The organism is Cupriavidus gilardii (genome assembly GCF_013347325.1).
In the GTDB taxonomy this organism is placed as follows: Bacteria; Pseudomonadota; Gammaproteobacteria; order Burkholderiales; family Burkholderiaceae; genus Cupriavidus; species Cupriavidus gilardii.
The window spans coordinates 1,235,127-1,251,677 of sequence record NZ_CP054624.1 but is presented as its reverse complement, the minus strand read 5'-3'; the positions used below and the strand labels follow the sequence as shown (position 1 = coordinate 1,251,677).

General features: G+C 59.1%; 10 protein-coding genes and 1 pseudogene. 5 read left to right on the top strand and 6 right to left on the bottom strand.

From position 1 onward, the window contains the following. Positions 1-450: 450 nt before the first annotated feature. Complete coding sequence (locus FOB47_RS05825; RefSeq protein WP_174780263.1) at positions 451-2,367, bottom strand: UvrD-helicase domain-containing protein; 1,917 nt, start codon at positions 2,365-2,367, stop codon at positions 451-453. Further along, positions 2,364-4,607, bottom strand: a complete 2,244-nt coding sequence (locus tag FOB47_RS05820; RefSeq protein ID WP_217488892.1) for an ATP-dependent nuclease — start codon at positions 4,605-4,607, stop codon at positions 2,364-2,366. The genes FOB47_RS05825 and FOB47_RS05820 overlap by 4 nt, the downstream gene beginning before the upstream one ends. A 335-nt stretch (positions 4,608-4,942) precedes the next feature. Here FOB47_RS05820 and FOB47_RS05815 point away from each other — a divergent pair, with 335 nt between their 5' ends. Continuing rightward, complete coding sequence (locus tag FOB47_RS05815; protein WP_174780262.1) at positions 4,943-6,367, top strand: Shedu immune nuclease family protein; 1,425 nt, start codon at positions 4,943-4,945, stop codon at positions 6,365-6,367. 207 nt (positions 6,368-6,574) lie between these two features. Here FOB47_RS05815 and FOB47_RS05810 read toward each other — a convergent pair whose 3' ends face one another. The 3 genes from FOB47_RS05810 to FOB47_RS05800 form a co-directional block, all read right to left on the bottom strand. Beyond that, positions 6,575-8,305, bottom strand: a complete 1,731-nt coding sequence (locus tag FOB47_RS05810) for a phage integrase family protein (protein ID WP_174780261.1) — start codon at positions 8,303-8,305, stop codon at positions 6,575-6,577. Between the two features lie 206 nt (positions 8,306-8,511). After that, complete coding sequence (locus FOB47_RS05805; protein WP_149320007.1) at positions 8,512-9,891, bottom strand: heavy metal sensor histidine kinase; 1,380 nt, start codon at positions 9,889-9,891, stop codon at positions 8,512-8,514. Continuing rightward, a complete protein-coding gene (locus tag FOB47_RS05800) occupies positions 9,888-10,574 on the bottom strand; it encodes a heavy metal response regulator transcription factor (RefSeq protein ID WP_149320006.1) in 687 nt (228 codons plus the stop codon). The genes FOB47_RS05805 and FOB47_RS05800 overlap by 4 nt, the downstream gene beginning before the upstream one ends. A gap of 201 nt (positions 10,575-10,775) precedes the next feature. On the opposite strand from FOB47_RS05800, the gene FOB47_RS05795 reads away from it, so the two are divergent. From FOB47_RS05795 to FOB47_RS05780, 4 genes and pseudogenes are all read left to right on the top strand, one after another. Beyond that, positions 10,776-12,650: a copper resistance system multicopper oxidase gene (locus FOB47_RS05795; RefSeq protein ID WP_149320087.1), complete on the top strand. Its 1,875-nt coding sequence runs from the start codon at positions 10,776-10,778 to the stop codon at positions 12,648-12,650. A gap of 19 nt (positions 12,651-12,669) precedes the next feature. Then, positions 12,670-13,803 (top strand): copper resistance protein B, encoded by a 1,134-nt coding sequence (locus FOB47_RS05790; protein ID WP_370639469.1) that lies wholly within the window; start codon positions 12,670-12,672, stop codon positions 13,801-13,803. Between the two features lie 38 nt (positions 13,804-13,841). Further along, positions 13,842-13,991, top strand: a pseudogene (locus tag FOB47_RS05785) (copper resistance protein CopC); the annotation flags it as partial. A gap of 703 nt (positions 13,992-14,694) precedes the next feature. Next, positions 14,695-15,390 carry a LysR substrate-binding domain-containing protein gene (locus FOB47_RS05780; protein ID WP_174780260.1) on the top strand — a complete coding sequence of 232 codons (696 nt, stop codon included), beginning with the start codon at positions 14,695-14,697 and terminating at the stop codon, positions 15,388-15,390. Positions 15,391-15,709: 319 nt separating this feature from the next. Here the strand turns inward: FOB47_RS05780 and FOB47_RS05775 are convergent, their stop codons facing one another. Continuing rightward, complete coding sequence (locus FOB47_RS05775) at positions 15,710-16,093, bottom strand: cupin domain-containing protein (RefSeq protein WP_174780259.1); 384 nt, start codon at positions 16,091-16,093, stop codon at positions 15,710-15,712. Positions 16,094-16,551: the final 458 nt, after the last annotated feature.

The window sequence follows — 16,551 nt, the reverse complement described above, 5'->3', positions numbered from 1 at the left end:
TTGTGCATTCTCTTCTGTTATGTACAAATCTCGCAGTTCGGAAGACATGCCGAAAGCCATAAGACCGACTTCGCCGCCACGGACACTACAGCGCCGGCCGGCTCGCGTCGTCGACATCGGGCCAGCCGGCCGCGATAACGGCGCCAAGGTTACCCCTTGACGCCGCGCCAGCCTTTCCCGTTTGCTTCAGTAACTCGTTGCCCTCCTCGTGGATTCGATATTGCGTAGCCTTCCCGCGACCAATTTGTTGGCACGTCGCACAGAGCATCTCCTGCGCATCTCCAGCACATCGGCGCAAGCGTGGCGATAGCGCCCATGAGTGGCCGCCCGTCCGATAACCTGCACGTTCAACGCTTTCGAAGACGACGAAGCTGAATTGACGTTCGCGTCCATCAGTTCACGGAGTTCCCGCGTAAGGCTCCTATAACTTCATACCGCTGGAATGCGAATTCAAGTCACGGTCTCTATCTGCCAGCCCTTCTTTACAAGGGCTTCCCGTACTCTTTGAGGGACGCGACTTTCATTGGCAGCGAGACAAAGCAGGCTCGTGGGACGTGACATAGCCACGTATAGGTTCCGCATCTGTGCTTGCTGAGTCTTTGGAAGCTTGGTTATGGGCCTCGACGGCATATCTGCGATGTACTCGAGCCCGAGGGCAACATCGAACTTGCGGCTGATGCCACCATACGACTCCAGCACCAGCGAAGCTGAATGTGTCTCCCCCTTCATGCCGGCGATCGTCCCGAGATCAATCTGGAGCGTCCGTTCTTTGTGAACAACCTCACACATCGTCGATACAGGAGAAGCACAGGCGGTGGTAACGTCGGGCTCGTCGAATACCTCCAACGCCTTGAACGCGTCAAACTTGAGAGTGGCTGGAAGATACGGCTTCAGGCCTTCGTACAGAAGGTGAAATAGAATGGAGCGCTGGTCGCTTGAACAAAGCCGGTCGCCGGACAGCGCCAGTTGCCGGGTAACTGCGTCCAGATGGCGCATAGACGGGAACGCGCTGCTAGCTCGTTTCAGGGCTCGTCCGTCACGGAGGTCCTTAGCCAACGGGGCACCCGCATCTCGAAGTACTAGCAACAAGGCCCTTCGGACATCCGAAACGCGCTTACTCAATGATGTTTCTTGAAGCCCTTGGTCTCCAATAAGATTCCAGAAGTTTCTTGAGCGCATGCCCTCGCTGGGCAGTCCATCCCCATAGGCCGGCCAGTAGTCACGCAAATGGCGCCCGGCCGACACTCTGCCCTCGCCGGCTTTACGCGCACACATTGCACGCACATCGTGGGTACTTATTTGAGCTTCGCTCAGGCGTTCGATGACGATTCGTCCAAAGTGCTGGACTACCTTTGTCACATCACCCGTGGCGTATAGCAAGAGCAGGGGATTCTGGGTGTCAGCCCCTTCACCAACGAGGGCTTCGCTGCTTATGCGTACCGTGCCTACGGCGTGCGCAATCGCCTTGCCGAACCGCTTGCTAGTACTGATGGAACCGTGGCCCTCGCGAGGAAATGTGAGCAGCTCAACGTTTTCCTCGTCTGAGAGAATTTTCTGGTCGACGTCGCCGAACCGCTGCATTATGGATTTCGTATCAAAGATCCGGTTCAGAAACGACTCCTGTTCCCACGACGTGTCCTGCATCTCATCGATGAAGACCATAGGGAAGCGGCGATGCACCACATCGAGAAGGCGCGGACACGTTCGGAGCGCCAAGTCTGCATACGCAAACATGTCGCGATGCCGAAAGATGCCCAAGCTAGAAAGTTGTGTCTTGAGGGTGATCAGGGATTTATACGACGCCGTATGAGATGCCGGTAGAGCACCACTTTCGGCACTCACCGTAAGGGCTGCAGTTCTGTAGAACAACGACGTGGCAATGCCCTCGCCATTGCTCTGGTTCTCCAAGAAATAGCGCAATTTGGAGAATTGACCCAGCTGCAACTGAGCGAGAGCCTTCTGAGCGAACACTGAATCGTCGATGACATCGATCTTCTGCTCTAAGGTTCGCAATATGGGCAGGGCGAAGAACTGATTGACGAAGCCATGAATTGTTCCGATAAAGTGAGGGTAGTTAAGCAGTTGCGCCCCCTCCGTCGTCTGCGCAAGGCGGCGAGCAATTTCGTCACGTGCGACGTTCGTATGACTAAGGATGCAAAGACCGCGCCGCGCATAAGGCCACTTCTTCGCGAGCAGCAGCAATTTGACTGCGAGTAGCGAGGTCTTGCCGCTTCCTGGCACCGCGTTGAAATCCCTGGAATTGTTCTCTAGAAGCGCGGCTCGGCGCTCTCTATCGTCCAGGTTTAGATCCTTGGCAAGGGCTGCCAGGTCGACTAAATCTTGTGGTTGGAGGCTGACCGCGTTCACTCGCCTGCTTCCTCTGTTCTTTTCTCTGCCTCAGTGCTTAGCGACTTCGAATTCGCCTGCTGAACGGCTACCAACTGAGTTGGTGCGGTAGCGATAGCCGCGGAATCGTTCAGATCCATGGAGCAAGAGGGAATTGCCGGGGGTACAGCCGAAATTGGCAGCGGAACCGCGGGAAGTGGCAGGTGGGGGATGGGCGCTGCATCGCAAGCACCAACCGGCACCGGCGAGGGCGACGCCACGGGTGCGCCAGGAACCAAATGAGTTGTCGCTGCAGCGAACACGGCTCCGCCGGCCGCCGCCGCCGGTGCTGCCGCAGACATAGTAGCCGGGGAACTGGTTAGGTGGGCAAATGCCGTCTGCAGATACGGAGGCAGCTTCGCGAACAGATCGTTACCCTTACCATACGCTCCTGTGCCGACTAAGTAGGCAGCGTACTGCGCAGCGATAGCCTTTGAGGCCTCCTTCATCATCAATGGCCGGTAGATGATCGAGGCCAGCTCATCTGCGGCGTGCCCACCTTCCTTCAGGGTAGCCCAACGCTTCTTGGCAGCCATGAGCGTATCGGACTCATCCTGCTCATCGAGACGCTCGTCACGGGAGTTTGCCTTCGCTGCGAGTGTGATTGCGAGGTACATGAGTTCGGCGCAGCCATACAGCGCCAAGTCGTACTCGAGGGTCCAACGATCTGAGACACAGACGATGGTCTTGCCACCTTCCGCGCGGTCCTTCTTTTTCTTTACCAACGTAGCGATGTCCGATGCGGAGTAATCGGATTCGAAGCGTTTGCCCTTTGCGGTCGTCGGCACGTACGACCTGGCGACATCTGGGACGATGTCTCGGTCGGTCACGCATACCACAGGGATTGGGATGTCCGGTCCACTGCCCTCGCGCTGCAAAATGCGTGCATAGTGGTAGAGGCCGGTGTGGCCCACATTAACGATCGAGACGCCGTTTTTGGAAAATGACCGGCCGCACATCTCGGCGATGGCAGGTAGCAAGATGGCTTCTGCCGGCCCTTCCACCATCATGACGCCACGCGCGAAGAATAGGTTGGCCTTCGTGGCGTCGATAAACCTACGCAAGAAGGAGTAGTCGGTGTATTTGAGCTTCGTCTTTCCCACCGCAAGCGGGAAGGTATGAGCCTTGTGCACCAGCGTCATATCCTCAATCCGCGCGGTTGACACCAACGATGGGCTATGGGTTGTCATGATGACTTGAACCCTTTTGTCACCTTGGTCCGCGTTCGCGTGATTCCTCAGGAGGTCCATGACGCGCTCTTGCAGCTGAGGATGGAGGTGGGCCTCTGGCTCCTCGACAAGCAGCAGCGCTAATTCCTCGCCATCGCGCAGCAGGACCAGTTCCGTAGCCATGAAGAGGGCGTTGTTGTATCCGAGACCACGGACACATCGCGCATCGGGATGGATATGCGTGCCAGGAAGCAGTGATAGCTCAAACTTCTCGAGGATTGGTGTCAACGCGAGGTCCGAGGCGATGCGAATTCGGGACCGTAGGTCACCTCCGGCAAATGCGAACTGGCTGAGATAATTGTCGTTAATGTCCTTCTCGACGCCTTTCACGACCTCATGCTCGCCAAGGTGGTGCTGTGCAAAGGCCATCAAACCAACGAGCCGCTCTGGGATTGTCTCCGGCGATGCCTTGTCGAAGTCGTTGATCTCCTGGCCAGCGATGTCGTTGTGTACCGCCAAAATTTGAGAAAGACGTGATTGCCGACCGGGGCGAAGTTCTGCCTCAGCATCACGCAGCGGCCTCAAATAGGTCGCACGGACTAGTTCTCGGACAGCATGGCCGACCTCTGGGCCGGTCCCGTTTGGTCCGGTCCGAACGATCGTGTCCACCCGCCCCCGCTTGGTCGCATTAGGAGGGTGATAGCGCGCTTCGAGATGAAGGGTGAGCGAACAAGTGCCATCTTTCTCAAGGGTTAGCCACTCGAGAACAGAGGCCTCTTGGTCTGGACTCAGGTCGCACAGTGTGGCTTCGATGTTGAGTACGTGCGCCCGGTTAGTTCCGTTTATGTGGAAATCCTGCTCGAAAAGCCGGACGGGCTCGTAGCTTGTGGTCAGTAGCACCTGCCGGATTGAATCTACGATGCAGGTCTTGCCCGCATCGTTTTCACCCACCAAGATGTTGAGCCCGGGGTTGAGTTCCCAATCAAGTGCTGGCGTAGACGTGCCGTCCCCGAATGCGCGATAGTTCCGCGCGCGTATGCGTTTTAGATACATGCCCCTTCCCCGGTCATTACGTTGGCGGCTGCCCAACTGGCCCGCCGCCCTCTCATCTAATTATGTAACAATGTTAACGCATTCGTGGCGCTGGCTTCGTCGACGCGGTACAACCGACCTGTTGTGGAAAACTGCGCCGGAGGAAGCCGCGGCTGAATGGGCAGCATTCAGACGCGGAGCTAAGAGCTTTGCCGGATTATGCACAGGCTGCGAGCGAAGTACTTGACAGACGACCGAAAATCCTCTGTCCGGTCTACATAAGTCATCAGCCGAGATTGAGGAATAGCTATTATCGGCCCTCCTCAAGTGTGCGCAACGCCTGCTTTCGACGATAAATGGAACAGCTAACACTCCAAACGCCGCACGCGTTCAGTGACGAAGACGTGCTCAAAGCACACTATCGGTTGGAAGTATCGACGGAGGGAACGGAGCCTGCACGCAAGCTCTTTCTGCGGACGTACAAGCGCGCCATCAATGAGGAGGTGGGGCTGTGGGAGGCCATGCCTGAGGATGAATGGCCTTTACTGGCAACGATCCTCCCGAACAGAATCATCATGCGGCCGATCCATGCGAATCCGCACGCACGGCGTTACCTCGCCCCAAAGAACGGCCGCTTCACTACCGTAATCTATGTCGATGACATTGCCGATAAATTGCTAGACGACGCAGAAGCTTCGGCTTCGCGTATCGAATCGCGGTTGGACTGGGCCCTCTTTGATCCTCCCGGCAACGGACTCGGTCTGAACAAGGACCTCGCTCCTATCTGGCAAGGCTTATCGCGGATCCCGCATGCCAGTGTTCTAGTGATTGGTCATAATTTGGAAGTGGGCGTCCTAGACGGTGTAGTTTCGATTGATGGAGAGGAAGTAGACAGGCTTCGCCGAGCTTTCAACCGCGTCACAAAACGCGGCCGGGAGCTCATCCGGCAAACAAAGCACAGCATCGTGCAGGACGAAATGCTCGCCAGGCTTGATGCTGAGCGATTCCAACGAATCGTGCCGGTGACCCGCCCCTTAATGGAAGTTCGACGTGAGGGGCCGACGCAGGCGGCCGCTCGAGCGCGCGCCGAACGGCGTTCCAGTGTAGATGCCGTACGCAAACAGCTTGATGACCTGGTAACGGAAGCTCCGGCAGAGCTGCTCATGCTACATGCCGAGATTGAGCGTGTGACTCTCGCCAAGATGATTGAGGCATTTAGGGCGAAGATATCAGACAAGCTGAATGAAGGGCACTGGCAGACATTTTTCGAGCAAAACAAACTGGTGCTAAGTATGGTCTTCGCGCGTCCGGTTGAGTTGACTCGCACTCAGTTCCACGCAAAAGGTTCTACCCTCACTGGCGCCGGTGCGCAGATCGGCGACTTTCTATTTAGCGAACATGGACAGGCACTCGCCATCGTGGAGATCAAAACCCCGGAAACCACCCTGCTACAAAAGACTGCCTATCGAGGTCAAGAAGTATTCGGTCCAAGCTCCGAGCTCTCGGGGGCGGTCACGCAAGTGCTATTCCAACAGAGCGAACTCAGACAACGTTGGTTCGCTCATGTTAACGATGTTCCAATCCTTCGAAAATCCGGTTCTGACGTTATCAGATGCGTCGTCGTTGCAGGTCGTTTGCCGAGTGACTCCACTAGATTGCGCAGCTTCGAGATGTTCCGAAACGCATGCAAGGACGTCGAGATTGTGACGTTTGACGAGCTATTAGCCAAGCTCGAATTTTTGAGCGCTCAGCTTTCGTCGGAATCTGAAGTGCCGTTTTGAGGCGCCGCTCAGATCGATTGCCATGAGGTACTCGGTCCTTGGTCGCAGTTATGTCGTGGCCAAGAGAAGTGCACGCCTCAACTCCTTCATGCAGTTTCCTGCGAAGATCCATATGTTAGGAATTGGTCTGCATTTTCCTGTGCTATCAAGAAATTATGTATGTGTCGTTATGAAACGGCTCGGATTTTGATGACTTGGTCGTTCGGTTCAGGCGGTAAAGGCCTCTCCCATCTGTCGCGCCCTCTTCACTTCATCGCTGTGCAGGTAGACCGACGTCGTCGACACGGACGCATGCCGCAAGTTGTCCCGAACGCTGGTCAACTCGACGCCCCGGGCTAAAGCGTGTGTGGCATGCGTATGCCGCATCCAGTGCGGACTGGCACGGCGCAGCTTGTCTGCCGCCGCCGGATGGTCCGCACCAATGACATCCGCGGCCAGCTTGAAGAACCGTTTCACCACGTACCATAGCCGAGTGCTGGTGATGCCGCAATCCGGCTCGCCCGTCAGGTCACCGACCAGTGCAGTCTCTGGCCGCCACAGACTCTGGCTGATCGGCAATCCGCGTTCCGTCAGGTAGCGCTCCAACGCGCGCCGCGCCAACGGCGGCAATGCCACCTTGCCGCTGCGCCCGCCCTTCCCCGTCAGCTTGAGCCATTCATCGCCCTGCCCGTCGGTTTCGATATCGCCAAGCCTTGCCGCGATCAATTCGCTGGCCCGCAGTCCGGTGGCATAGCCGAAATCCAGCACGAAGCGCAGGCGCTGCGCCGCGGCGGCCTCCCAGCCGTAGGACCACTCGAGCCCGTCGGCGATGGTCCGCACCAGCTTCCATTCGCCCTCGGTGAAGGCGTGCGAATTGTCCAGCGCCGCCGTGCGGCCACCGCCGCGGACCTTGATGCCGGCAAACGGATTGGCGAGGATGTATCGCTGCTGGACCAGCCAGCGGAACATCGCGCCGAGGATTGAGAGCGCATGGGCGACCGAGCGTGCCGACAGTGCGCCCGTGAATGGCCGCCAGTCGGGCGACGAACGCGGGCGTGGCGGACCGACCCACCGCTCGCGCGGCATGGGTCGACGCAGGAAGCCGCGATAAGCGACGGCGTCCTCGGTGGTCAGCGACGACAGCGGCCGCTGCCGGTCGACAATGGCCCACAGAATCAGCCGTTCCGCTTCCTTGCGGTAGGTGCGATGAGTGGCGGGCGACTCGTGCAGCGCCAGCCAGGCCTGCACTGCTTCGTAATCGTTGTCCGCAGTCAACGTGCAACTCTCGCGCGGCGCGCGAAACCGCCCTTGCGAGCCGTCGACTTCATGAGGCAGGCGCAACTGCTCCCATGGCACGACGACGCTGCGTCGCTCCTGCACGATCAACGCACGCGCCCGTTCGGTCAGCTCGGTATGCGCGGCGAAGAACGCCTCGATCTGCCTGGCGCTGGCAGCGCCCAGCTTCGGGATGGCCGCCCACCAGCGGCGGCGCCTGGGCACGCGCACGGTCAACGCCGCCAGCGTATCGATGCCGTGGGCGCGCAAGGCAGCGACGGCGCGCGCCGGGAGCCAACGACCGATGTCGTCGGTGATCGCGGGTCGTGGTATCGGCAGCGCGCGCAAGACCTCGATGGCACGATCGGCAGCCCTGCCCTGCTCCACGCGTTCGGACGCCGGCATCTCGAACAATGCGGCCAGGTCGTCGCGGCCGCGTTCGCGTGCCAGCGCTGCAAGCCGGCGGCGCATGCGGCCGAGCACGGCGCGCGAGGATTGGCCATGCGCCCTCTCCTCCCCCAGGTACTGTGCCACGGCTTGCCGGGAGCTCAGGCCGGCATGCCAGGCGCGAAGCGCGGCCAGGGAGGCGGCATCGGGGAACGTCGTGGAGGCGTCGACGAGCCCGGCATTCGTGCGCGAGTTGGCGGCAGATGCAGGGTCAGGTCGGGTCAGGCGCGATTTCATGGGCGCCAGTTTAGCGTAGTCAAAGAGCTATTGGGATAAGGATACTTATCGTAATAGCAGGGATATGAACGAGCTCGGACTTTAGAAACGTCACGGCGCGAGTCACATTGGCTTCACCAGCCGTGCAAAATCTTGACCGGCGGGCGACAAAGCCTGAAGAGCACTGACCCATTTGCATACCCGGGGAAACGGCAGTAGCTCTAAATTCAGAGTTGGCGCGGCGGAAAGCTAAGAATAAAGCGAGTGACTCCCTCCGACGACTCGGCGGCAATTCCACCGCCATGCGCGGCCATGATCGCTTGCGTGATCGACAACCCAAGTCCCACGCTATCCGAGTCCGCGCGCGCCCGTGACTTGTCGGCGCGAAAGAATCGATCGAACAGCGAGGGCAACAATTCTGGATCGATGGCCTCGCCCTCGTTTTCGACGACGATGGTCGCCGCCCCGTCCTGCTCGCGTGCCTTAATCACGATAGCTTTGCCATGGGGCGTGTACCGCAACGCGTTCGACAGCAGGTTGCTTAACGCCCGGCGCAACATTAGACGGTCGCCCACAATTCTGGCATCGCCCTGCAGATGCAAGTGCACACCTTTGTCTTCGGCCAAAGCGTCGTAAAAGTCGAACAGCGCACGAATCTCGTCGCTCGCCTTGATCGACTCCTCGTTGGGCAGGGTGATGCCATGTTCCATCTTGGCCAAGTACAGCATATCGGACACCATTCGACCGAGGCGCTGCAGCTCCTCGGCGTTGGAGGCCAGTACATCGCGGTACTTGGCAGCGTCACGCGGTTGTGACAACACGACATGCGTCTGAGTCATTAGATTGGTAATCGGCGTGCGTAGTTCGTGGGCCAGATCGGAAGAGAACTCGGACAAGCGTTGAAAATCGTCCTGCAAGCGCTCTAGCATGGCATTCAGCGTCGCCGCCAGATCGGCCATCTCGACCGGCACAGTCTCCACCGGCATGCGGGCATCGAGGTGATTGGACGTGACACCCTTGGCACGAGAAGCCATCGTTCGCAGCGGAGCCAGCCCTCGCCTGGCTGCCCACCACCCGAACAGACCGCTGGCGAGGACCGCCAGCGTGGTATAGAACGCCAGCGAGCGGCGAAACGCGTGCATAAAGTGGGCATGAATTTCTGTGTCCATGCCGACCACCACCGTCAGCGGTGACGGTTCGCCGGGCACGGTTGCGTGCGCGCGCATCCCACGGTATTCCTTGTCATCTTGCTGCCAGACCAACGTCGTCTCGTCGGGGGGCAGCCGATCAATGCGGTCAAGCACGGCGCCAAAGTCGAAACCCTTGGTGCGGTAAACGGCCTCGCCTTTCGCGGTGCTCACGTGGGCGACAAATCCCGGGTGGTGCTCCACCATTTCAGCGAGGCGGCTTGGCAGTCGCGCTCTATGTTCCTCGTGAGCGACCTTTTGTATCAGGCGAACGTTGTCCCCGAGCACGACAAAATCTTCGTCGGCAAAATGCCGGTCCATGGACAGCCAGATGAGCACGCCAAGGCCCAACAGCACGACCGCCGAAGTCAGAGAGAACAGCAAGGTCAGCCGCAAGGTCAACGACATGCGGCGCTTCATTCCTGATCCTCGGGCGCTTCTAACACATAGCCCATACCACGTACCGTCTGGACCAGCTTGGTGTCGAAATCGTCGTCGATCTTGGCGCGTAGGCGGCGAATCGCCACGTCAATCACGTTGCTGTCGCTGTCAAAGTTCATGTCCCAGACCTGCGACGCGATCAGCGAGCGCGGCAGCACCTCGCCCCGCCTGCGCGCCAGCAGTTCGAGCAGCGCGAACTCCTTGCTGGTCAGCGCAATCCGGCGGCCCGCTCGCGTCGCGCGGCGCCGACTCAGGTCAAGCACTAGATCGCCAATTTGAATGCGGTCCATCGCCATCTGCGCGCTGCCCCGGCGCAGCAAGGTCCTGACCCGCGCCAACAGTTCCGAAAAGGCGAACGGCTTGACCAGATAGTCGTCGGCGCCCAGCTCGAGTCCTTTGACGCGGTCGGCCACGCTGTCGCGCGCAGTCAAAAACAAGACCGGAACGGGGTTTTGCGCGCTACGCAGCGTCTGGAGAATTCGCCATCCATCCAGATCCGGCAGCATGACGTCCAGGATGATGACGTCATACGACTCACTCATCGCCAGATGCTGACCATCCAAGCCGTTCGTGACCAGGTCCACTACGAAACCTGCCTCAGTCAGACCCTGGCGCAAGTACTGGCCGGTCTTGACCTCGTCTTCTACCACCAGCAGCTTCATTCACTGAACTCCCCGCGTTTGCTTTTGCCGGTCCTCAGCGCCGCCGGCCACTGCACACGCGGCTAGTCTATCCAGCGATCCTAGGCGTGACAGCAACATTACCGAAATGTAATGCGCAGGTAAGTTGGCAGTAGCCTTGATCTAGTTACGCTCTGCATGCCGCTGCTCGATGCGGCCATACAAGCGAAAAAGGACAAGTTCATGGGACGTGATCGACCGTCTGGCATTGTGCTGCCCAATCTACCGCGCCGCCGCTTCGTGCAGGGCTTGGCTGCGGGCGGCGTGGTCGCGGGATTGTCCGGTCTGGGGGGCATTGCCTGGGCCCAGACATCAGACCGGCCGCAACGCGTCGAGTCTGGTACCGCGCCGGTGCTGCGCGGCACGGAGTTCGACCTGGTAATCGGCGAATCGCTGGTCAACTTTACTGGCCGCCCACGGATTGCCACCACCATCAACGGAATGCTGCCCGGCCCAACGCTACGCTGGCGCCAGGGCGACACGGTCACCATTCGAGTGACCAACCGGCTGCGCGAAGCGACCTCGATTCACTGGCACGGCATCATTTTGCCGTTTGAAATGGACGGTGTGCCTGGCATTAGCTTTCCAGGCATCGCGCCGGGCGAGACCTTCACGTACCGGTTCAAGGTGGAGCAGACGGGCAGTTATTGGTATCACTCGCACTCGGGCTTTCAGGAAATGACCGGCGTATACGGCGGCATTGTCATCGACCCAGCTTCGGGGATCGATGGCGTGCAAGCTGACCGCGACTATACTGTGCTGCTGTCCGATTGGACCGATGAAGACCCGATGCGGGTCCTCTCCAAGCTGAAAGTCCAAAGCGATTACTACAACTACAACCAGCCCACCGTCATCGATTTCTTTCGAGACGTCTCCAACGACGGCATTCAGAGCGCATTAGCCAAGCGCAAGATGTGGCAGCAGATGCGGATGAACCCGACCGATCTGGCGGACTTGTCCGGTGCCACGCTGACCTATTTGACCAACGGCGTCACGCCGGCCGGCAACTGGACCGGCTTGTTCAAGCCCGGCGAGAAAGTGCGGCTGCGTTTCATCAATGGTTCGGGCAACACCTTCTACGACGTGCGCATTCCCGGCCTCAAGCTCAAGGTGTTCCAGGTCGACGGGCAGAATATCGAACCAGTCACTGTCGACGAGTTCCGTTTTGGCGCGGGCGAGACGTGTGACGTCCTGGTGGAGCCGCGCGATGAGGCCTATACCATCTTTTCGCAGGCGATGGACCGCACTGGCTACGCCCGCGGCACGTTGGCCACGCGCGAGGGACTGGCGGCCGCCGTGCCAGCACTCGATAAACCGGAGTGGCTCACCATGGCAGACATGATGGGCAGCATGGGGGGCATGAATCACGGCGGTATGACCATGTCCGGGATGAACCACAGCGGCATGCCAGGCATGGATCATGGCAGCATGGCCATGCAAGGGATGGCCCACGGTGCCATGACCACGGACCACAGTCAGCACGGCGCGGCCGGCATGAATAGCATGGCAGGTGACGCATCGCTCAAGGTCCCAAGTACCAAAGCGCGCCACGCCAAGACCGAGTACGGCGCGAGCACCGATATGCGGGTGGACATGGCGCGCACTAACCTTGATGACCCTGGCATCGGCCTGCGCAACAATGGCCGTCGGGTACTGACGCTGGCCGACCAGCACACCATCGGCGGCCCGCTGGACCAGCGCGGTCCGGGTCGCGAAGTCGAATTGCACTTGACCGGCAACATGGAGCGCTATACGTGGTCCTTTGACGGTGTGGAGTTCGGCAAATCCACGCCCGTCTATTTCAAGTATGGCGAGCGGCTGCGGGTCATTTTGCACAACGACACGATGATGACGCACCCGATGCATCTGCATGGCATGTGGAGCGAACTGGAGGCACCCGATGGCGCGTTCCAGGCGCGGCGGCACACGATTGCCGTGCAGCCTGCGCAGCGCATCAGCTTCCTAGTCACCGCTGATGCGTTGGGTCGATGGGCATGGCACTGCCACCTGATGTTGCACATGGACGCCGGAATGTTCCGCGAAGTGGTGGTCGCCTGACCCTTAACAGAGTACGAGCATGTACAAAAGAACAAGCACCATACTGGTCACCCTATTCGCGACCGCAGGCATGAGCGCCGCGTGGGGCCAGCACGCCCACACGGCGGATCCCCAGGCGGACTCGACTTCGACCAGCCTCTCCAAGGAAGCGAAGTCGGTTGGAGCGTCGGCATCGCCTGCCAAACCGGGCGGCATGGACCATAGCCAGATGCAGGGCATGGACCATAACCAAATGCAGGGCATGGACCACGGCCAGATGCAAGGCATGGACCACGGCCAGATGCAAGGCATGGACCACGGCCAGATGCAGGGCATGAACCACGGCACGATGCAGCCTATGGACGCCAGCCAGATGGGGGGCATGGATCATGGTCAAGCCGACATGGACCATGGAGACATGCAGATGCAGGGGGGCAGCGCCCCGCCTGACGCGCGTGACCCGCATGCGTATTCCGGCGGGTACCGATTGGGGGTCGGCAAATACGCGTTGGGGCCAACTCGGTCGCTCCACATGGCAGACGAGCATGTGTTTGCCTCGGTGCTGGTGGACCGGCTCGAATGGGCCAAAGGCAGCGAGAGCAATGCCGCTGCCTACGAGGCACAGGCGTGGATCGGCGGCACATACAATCGGTTCGTCATCAAGGCAGAGGGCGAGGCAGAAAAGCGCAAGATCCACGAGGCTCGCACGGAGCTGCTCTGGGGTCATGCCATCTCGACCTACTGGGACACCCAGCTCGGTATCCGCAACGATGCCGGATACGGACGACCGACGCGCAATTGGCTGGCATTCGGCGTGCAAGGCTTAGCACCGTACTGGTTCGAGATCGATGCCACCGGCTATCTCGGCACGGAGGGACGCACCGCACTGCGCCTGTCGGCCGAGTACGAGCTGCTGATTACGCAGCGTCTGATCCTGCAACCCCGAATCGAGACCAACCTGTACGGCAAGAGCGACCGAGAAATCGGTATTGGCAGCGGGCTTTCCAGCGGCGCAGTAGGCGTGCGTCTGCGTTACGAGTTCAACCGCCAGTTTGCCCCGTACATCGGCGTGGAACGGTATCAGACCTTTGGCGACACCGCGGATATGGTGCGTGCCTCCGGCGGCCGTAGTGGCGAGACGCGCTTTGTCGCCGGTGTTCGGATGTGGTTCTAGCCCAGTCTTTCAACTCACGCTCTTCCTTGGAGTTCACTATGCAAGCCCTCCGCTTCCCGATCCGTGCAGCGCTCGTGATCGTTGCCGTGGTAGCCAGTTCTGCCGCCCTCGCCCATCCCAAGCTCGTCTCGTCGACGCCGGCTGACAAGGCCGAAGTCTCGGCTCCGCAGAAGATCGAGCTCAAATTTTGTTACCACGCAACCCACACACCGCGTCACGCCGTCAGTGCATGAGTAACAAAATTACGCAAAATAACGCTGGCGCTTGTCAGTGCTCGAACGCGAATGCGTGCACAGTCGGGTGCGAAGTTCATTAAGAAGCGCTCGATAGTTCGCTTTTGACACAAATAGCGCATCGTTGCGTTGCCCTAGATCATTCGACACTTTGTGCCGTCTCTTTTGTTGTGCCGATGTGATTGCTCTTGAGCACTAGCATCTCCCATCGAGAGCAACGCCAAAGACCTCAAGGAGGGTTGCGAGAGTTCTATCGCACTCCGTTACCAGAGCTGTGAAGTGGGCCCGCAAGGTCCCATGATCAGATCGCGCCTGCTTCTGGGCGGCTTTGCGTTCGTTCGTCGACCCGTGGCCCTTAAGAGGGTTGCGTAGCGCATGCAGCCTAACAAGCGGTGCCATCACCGCTCGTGCTTCTTCGGTGCTTTTACCTTGGGCTTCGAGATAGTCCTGGAGAAGGCGCAGCGATCTCCACTGTCCATCAATTGGCCTACTTGCCTCGTCGGCCAGCCTTTGCAGCGGCTTAACGAGGAATCCCTCATTCAGCAACTGATCTAGAGCAAGGATCTCGTCCGCCCACTCAGAGACGGATTCGGTCACTGGATATCGCGCACCATTGGACAATTCGTCGCCGCGTGGCCTCCACCAAGCTGGCGGATCCATGTCGAGCTGGCGGATTTTGTGTTTCAATGCTCGTAGGGGATCGTATTCGCTGCTACGGGTTTCTGCCCTGCCGTCCATTGCCCAATACCTTCTCCTGGATTCCGTCAAGCGCTACTGCACCGACTATCCGGGAGTTGGATTCACCCTGAGGGTAGATACAGCGGATCAAATCCTAGCTCTGCTGGAGCGCCGCGAAATCGATGTCGGGCTGGGCGTGCAACCTCCGCCGGACGGTCGATTCAACTATCGCCACCTGTACGATGACCATTTCGTGCTGGTGTGTCCTCGAGACGACGCATTGAACGATCACAAGACGCGCGACCGGGCATTGAGCTGGCGGGTCTTCGCTAGCCGCCCATTCATCGCTGTTACACCCGGCACCAGTACCCGCGCAGCAACGGATGCCGCATTTATAGAAGCCGGAGTTACGATCCGCCCGGTGTTGGAAGTTGCGAGCATGGACTTGCAGTTGATCGGAGGGCTCGTTGCCTCGGGTTTAGGTTTGACGGCTCTGCCTCGAAGTACCTTCACCCATCTGGGACAGGCGGGCTTGGCAGCGCGTTCTTTAAACGATCCAGTCATGCAACGTCGCATTGGTATTTTGAGCCTAGCGGGGCGCAGTATGTCGACCGCCGTGGAGCGCTTTTGCTCATATGTTGAGCAAAATGCGCTGTCCCATGTTGTTGGGAATTAAAGTTTGGAGCGAGAGCTGTGCAGCGCAGCAGCCATGCGGTGCGAGGCGGTAGCAATGACACCACCCTTACCGAAGCGATTAACGCCATCCACTAGGCTGAGCTGATTCATCTACGCACTGCCGAAACCACGCGTGAATCCCTCGAGCCAGCCAGCAGGGTGGCGGCCGGGTTCGATCACCACTCTACTGACGGAACCGCTCGGCTATGTTTCGCCTCGCAAAAAACCGGAGGCAAACTACTATCGGGAGCTAAAAAATCCTGTTGCCGGACCGCGCCCAACTTAACCCGGCAGCCTCCACGATTGTCCGGCCATTTCACTTACCTGAGCACCTTGGCAGGATCCTCGCCATAGGGAGGGGAGTAAATCACCAGCAGCCTAAGCACGCCGCTGGTAACCTTGACGGAATGGAAAACACCCTCGGGAAAGAACAGTACATCGCCACTGGACACCTCATGTTCCGTACCGTCAATTGTGGCAACTCCAGATCCTTCCAGTATGTAAGCGGCTTGCTCCAGACCCGGGTGGGCATGCGGCAAGGCACTTCCTCCGGCCGTAATTTCGCCCAGCAACATTTCCAAGTGACGCGCGCCCGTATCGGCCCCAATTAGTCTAATGTTCTTGGTACCATGATGGTTGGCCGGACTGTAGACCGATAACTGCGAAGGCCGTATAACACAGCCACGAGCACGTTTAGTTTCCATTTGCTTCACCGCCTTTCTCGCTCTTGTAACAGCAAAGAGGCTAACAGAGACCTCGTGGATCAGGAAATAGCAAAGTCGGAACGATTCGATAACGAAAGTGAATCGACAGGCAATACCCCGGGCTGCGACTAAACAGAAAAGGCAGCACTCACAAATAGGTCTCTACGTAAGTCTGCGGTTATATGGCGATATTTTCCTTTGAGCATGTGCATGCCTTCCTGATTGAGCACTCTTGTTGACCTCGGCCGTCACGTACGTTCCAGCCGGCGCCGGTGGATTCTGTTGCGGCGTCCTCCAGGCGTGCTGCACCACAGCTCGAGGTACGGGTCAGAACAGATCCTGGCCGCCATGAGGTGCAGGACCTGCAGAGTTTGGCGCTCCACAGAGAGGCAGTTCGACTGATCGAGGCCAATCCTGCCCTATTGTTCCGGGCACAGGATGGCGCGCAAAGGGGGACT